The 5013-nt window shown below is 72.3% G+C and carries 4 protein-coding genes; all 4 read left to right on the top strand.

Annotation, left to right across the window (positions count from 1 at the left end; genetic code table 11):
* Positions 1–208 precede the first annotated feature (208 nt).
* Positions 209–2284: a SpoIIE family protein phosphatase gene (locus ACFV3R_RS34440; protein WP_385591468.1), complete on the top strand. Its 2076-nt coding sequence runs from the start codon at positions 209–211 to the stop codon at positions 2282–2284.
* A 200-nt stretch (positions 2285–2484) separates the two neighbouring features.
* The gene (locus ACFV3R_RS34435) at positions 2485–3780 is read left to right on the top strand and encodes an erythromycin esterase family protein (RefSeq protein WP_385591466.1); all 1296 of its coding nucleotides are present in this window, start codon (positions 2485–2487) and stop codon (positions 3778–3780) included.
* Between the two features lie 94 nt (positions 3781–3874).
* On the top strand, positions 3875–4462 hold the full coding sequence (locus ACFV3R_RS34430) for a response regulator transcription factor (protein ID WP_385591463.1): 588 nt from the start codon (positions 3875–3877) through the stop codon (positions 4460–4462).
* 458 nt (positions 4463–4920) lie between these two features.
* Positions 4921–5013: biotin carboxylase N-terminal domain-containing protein (locus ACFV3R_RS34425; protein ID WP_280842533.1), on the top strand; the 93-nt coding region annotated here is incomplete at its 3' end.

Genomic DNA, 5013 nt, shown 5'->3' with positions numbered 1-5013 from the left:
GGCCAGCGGTGTCCGCACCTTCCCGGGATCGGCGAGCGGCGCCCAGTGCGGTGCCTCGCAAGGCGCAGGGCCGTTCGCATACTGGGTTTATTGGGACTTTTCGACAGTGCGGTGTGGCCTTCCGGACGCGGTCCCGGAACGTGCCGTGCGGGGCGTCGGGAGCCCGCCGGGAATTGCGGGACAGCCCTGAGCAGAAGAAGGTGAGCGTGTGGACCGGTCGACCGGGGACGAGGAGCGCGGGGTGACCACCCCGCCCGGGGGTCTGCTGGACCTCCTTGGGGTCGCGGCGACGGTCCTCGACAGCGAGGGCCGCATCACGCTGTGGAGTCCGGAGGCCGAACGGCTCTTCGGGTACAGCGCAGCCGAGGCACTGGGCTCGCCCGCGGCGAACCTCCTGATCGATCCACCGAACAAGCCCAGGGTGCTGGAACTCTTCCGCCGCGTACTCGCCGGCGAGTCGTGGGCAGGCGGATTCCCCATCCGGTGCAAGGACGGCACCGTACGGCAGACCGAGTTCCGCAACGTACAGCTCCAGGACGACCAGGACCACACCTACGCCCTGGGGATCGCCAGCGACCAGGAACAGTTGCGCGAGCTGGAAACCGGCCTGGCGCTCACCTCACGGCTGTTCCACCACGCGCCGTTCGGACTGGCCGTGCTCGATTCCGACCTGCGCTACATGCTCGTCAATCCGATGCTGGAGAAGATCCACGGGAAGCCGGCCGGTGAGACGGTGGGCCGGCGTCCCCCGGAGGTCATCCCCCTCCCGGACACCACTCCCATCGAAGCGGCGATGCGCCAGGTGCTGGCCACCGGGGAACCGCTGCTGAACCAGCTCACCTTCGGCACCACCCCCTCCGACCCCGACCCCCACCGGGAACACGCCTGGTCCGCCTCCTACTACCGCCTGGAGGACCAGCGCGGCCGCATCGTCGGGGTGGCGGTCAGTGTGGTCGACGACACCGACCGGCACCGGGCTTCCCTGGAGGCCACACGGATCCGCAAGCGCCTGTCCACGCTCGCCGAAGCCGGCATGCGCCTGGGCGCCACCCTCGACCTCGAGCGCATCGCGCACGAACTCGCCGACATCGCGGTCGACGACCTGGCCGACGTGGCAGCGGTGGACATCCTCGACGTCATCGTCACGGCAGCCGACCCCACCCTGCCCGGCCGGGGAGAGACCTTCCGGCCCCTGGCCGTCGCCTCCCGCCCACCCGTCGACGCCGCCCTGGTCGCCGACCCGGTCGGGGAAGCGGTCGTCTACTCCGCCGACCGGCTGGTGACGCAGTGTGTGACCACCGGGCGCCCGGTCCTGGTGCCACGCCTCACCCGGGAGACACTCGCCCGACTCGGCAGCAAACCCAGGCCCGAGGTCCTCGCCCGGACCGGTGCCCACTCCTACCTGGCCGTTCCCCTCAGCGCACACGGCAGCGTCCTGGGCGCCCTCACCCTCCTGCGTGCCCACGACCCACACCCCTTCGACCAGGACGACCTCGCGTTCGCCACCGAACTCGCCGACCGGGCGGCAGTCTGCATCGACAACGCACGCTGGTACCGGTACGAGCGCAACACCGCCCTGGTACTGCAGCGCAGCCTCCTGCCCCGCCGCGCCCCCGACCGGCCCGGACTCGACATCGCCACCCGCTACCGGCCCGCCGACGACACCTCGGAGATCGGCGGAGACTGGTACGACGTGCTCCCCCTGCCCGGCGGCAGCACCGCACTGGTCATCGGCGACGTCATGGGGAGTGGCGTCGGAGCCGCCGCCACCATGGGGCAACTGCGCACCGCCACCCGCACACTGGCCCGCCTCAACCTTCCGCCGGCCGATGTCCTGGCCCACCTGGACGCCCTCACCGCAGGCTCGGAGACCTCCTTCGCCACCTGTGCCTACGTCGTCTGCCACCCGGCCGGCGGCAGGTGTGAGATCGCCACGGCAGGCCACCTGCCGCCCGTGCTGGTGCGCCCCGACGGCACCGCCGAACTCGTCGAGGCGAGCCCGGGTCCACCTCTCGGCCTGGAGGGCACCGCCTTCACCACCCACCGCTTCACCCTTGCCCCGCACAGCCGTCTCCTGCTGTACACGGACGGCCTCGTCGAGACCCGCACCGACGCCATCGACACCCGGCTCCAGGTCCTGCTCGGCCTCCTCACCGGGAACCCGCAGGGCCTGGAGGAAACCTGCGACCTGCTCCTGGAACACCTGCGCCACCCCGGCTCCAGCGATGACGTCGCCCTCCTCCTGGCGCACCTGTTGCCCCACCACCCCCCGGCCGGCGGGTGAGGGGCAGTGCACCCGGCCAGAGGACCGGTGATGCCCCGCCGGCACACCGCCGCAGCCGGGGCGGGGCGTGCCGTGCGGAAGTGGTTGGCCGGAACTCAACCCTGCACGGGTCCGGCGGGGAGGGCGTCGTTTACCACCTTCCGGCAGCGGCTAGTAGGCGGAAGAGCAGCGGGCAGTAGGTTCGACGACCCGGAGATCCTGTGCAGACGCCAACCGAGCACGTAGCGCCTCTCAGCGAAGGCGCGCGAAGCGAAGTCACCGCCTGGCTGGAGGACGTCGCGGAGCCGTTGGCGGGCCTGGCCGCGGACGCCCCGGCGAGCGACCTGCACAAGCTCGTCGAACGGGCGCGCGCCGCGACGGTCGTGGGCATGGGGGCGGGCACCCGCGGGGCCCACGAGGTCTCGTGCCTCCAACTGCGGATGGTGGCGGCACTGGTGCGGCACCTCGGGTTCCGTACCGTCGCCCTGGACGAGGACTGGACCCTCGGGGTCGAACTGGACCGGTACGTCCGCGAAGGCACCGGGGACCTGGCGCAGCTGCTGGGCGGGGCCGGGGGCGCCTGGCGCACCGAGGAGATGCACCAGCTCCTCACCTGGGTCCGGGAGCACAACGCGCACCGGCCCGAGGACCCCGTCCGCCTGCTCGGCGTCAACGTCCGGGAAGTGCGCGACTGGGCGTACGACGCGGTGGTCGACCATGTGCAGGCGGTTGCCCCGGACCGGTCATCCCTGGTGCGGCAGTGGTACACGGGGCTGCGGCCGGGAGCCGACATCGCGGAGCACGTGCGCCGCTTCCGGGCGAGCCCCGACCGGGCGGAGTGCGTCACGCGCGCCGCAGCCGCTCGCGACCTGGTGCTCGGGCTCCCCGCGCGTACGGGGGAGGAGCAGCATGCTTTTGCGGTGCACGCGGCCGAGGCGATCCTCTCCTTCTACCGGTTGCACGCCGACGGGAAGCCGGGGGAGGCGCGGTACATGGCCCGCCTGGAACGCTGCCTGGCGGACAACGTCATCCGTTGGTACGACCTGACCGGGAAGAAAGTGGTGCTCTGGTCCGCACTCACCCACACAGCGGACGGCCCCACCCGGGCCGTCCGCTTCCCACCCGCGCCACCGCGCCGCCAGGCCAACGCGGGCAGCCATCTGCGGAGCCGGTTCGGCGACGGATACCTCTCGGTGGGGCTCACCTTCCACTCCGGGAGGATCGCCTCCTTCGCCGGCGGCCCCCACCAGGTGCCGGAGGCCGCCGGTGAACTGGCCGAGTCCGTGCTCGGCACGGCGTCCCCCGACATGTACCTGCTCGACCTGGAGGACACGGCCGGCGGACGCCCCGCGCCGGTCAGCGCATGGCTGGACGGCCCGGCCGCCGTGCGGGTCATCGGCCCCCACTACGACCCGGACGCCGACGGCGCCCACCACATGACCGGCGGCAGTCTCTCCGCCTGGTTCGACCTCCTCGTCCACCTGCGGCACGTGACGCCCTCACGTCCGTTGGGGTAACGGGTGCCCGGGGAGGAGAGGCCGCTTCGGAGACGAGGTACACGCGTCATGCGCAGCGTTCGGCGAAGCCCCTGCAGCAGTCTGGACGGAGACCATGCACCACATACGGGTACTGATCGTCGGCAGGCATGCTCTCTTACGCGATGCTCTGACAGCGGTGCTCAGCGCCCACCGCACCATCGTCGTCGTCGGGCAGACCTCGCGGGAGAGCGAGGCGCCGCGCCTGGTGGCGGAGACCTGTCCGGACGTCGTCCTGCTCGAGCCCTCCCACCGGGCGAGCCAGAAGGTGGTGACCCGGCTGAGGCGTGCGGCGCCGGAGACGGCTGTGCTCGTCGTGCCCCGGCTCATCCCCTCCCTTGCCGAGCCGGAGCTGTGCCGGCTGGGTGCGCACACCTGCCTGCCGGTGAACGCCGGCCGTGACGGACTGGTGGCGGCGGTGACGGCGCTGGTGCCCAGCCGGCGTCCCGAGAGCGCGGAACCCTCTGTGCCCTGCCTGTCGCCCCGGGAGCAGGAGGTGCTCAGCTGCGTGGAGTCGGCCATGACCAACCAGCAGATCGCGCACTGCCTCGACATCGCGACCGGTACCGTCAAAGCTCACCTGCACAGCATCTTCCGCAAACTCGACGCCGTCTCCCGGCTCGACGCCGTCACCAAGGCCGCCGCGTACGGACTGCTTCCCTGACCGCCGGCCACCGGGGCCCTTCGTCCAGGCTCCGCCGGGGTCGCGACGCCCGGCGTCGCCCCGGCCTTCGTCCGGGCAGACTCCGCCTCCGTCCTGCGATGCACAGGGCCGGGCGCCGCTCCCCGAGCCGGCCTGACCGGGGGTGTCCTCGGCGCCGCACGGCCCACCCTCCGGACATGACGGGTCGGTCCCGCGGCCGGACCGGCCCCCCCTTCCGCACAGCCCACGGCCACCCCGGTCCTCCCGCAGCCGGGAGTGACCTGATGGTGTGCTGGCGCGCCTCTGACCCGGACGTGACCAAGTCCCACATCCCCTCGCACTCCTTGCACGGACCTGTTGTGGCTGATCTTGTGCCTCCTTCCCCACCCGAGGAGGGTGGGGCCACGTTCCGGAGGAGTCGTCCCGCGGGCAGTGGCCGCCGCCGACGGTGGCCGCCGGTCGTGGAGTGGGGAGCTGTCGTGCGCAAGGTGCTCATCGCCAACCGAGGCGAGATCGCAGTCCGCGTCGCCCGCGCCTGCCGGGACGCGGGGATCGCGAGTGTGGCGGTCTAC

The organism is Streptomyces sp. NPDC059740 (assembly GCF_042733155.1).
In the GTDB taxonomy this organism is placed as follows: Bacteria; Actinomycetota; Actinomycetes; order Streptomycetales; family Streptomycetaceae; genus Streptomyces.
This window is presented reverse-complemented; position numbering and strand designations above follow the sequence as displayed.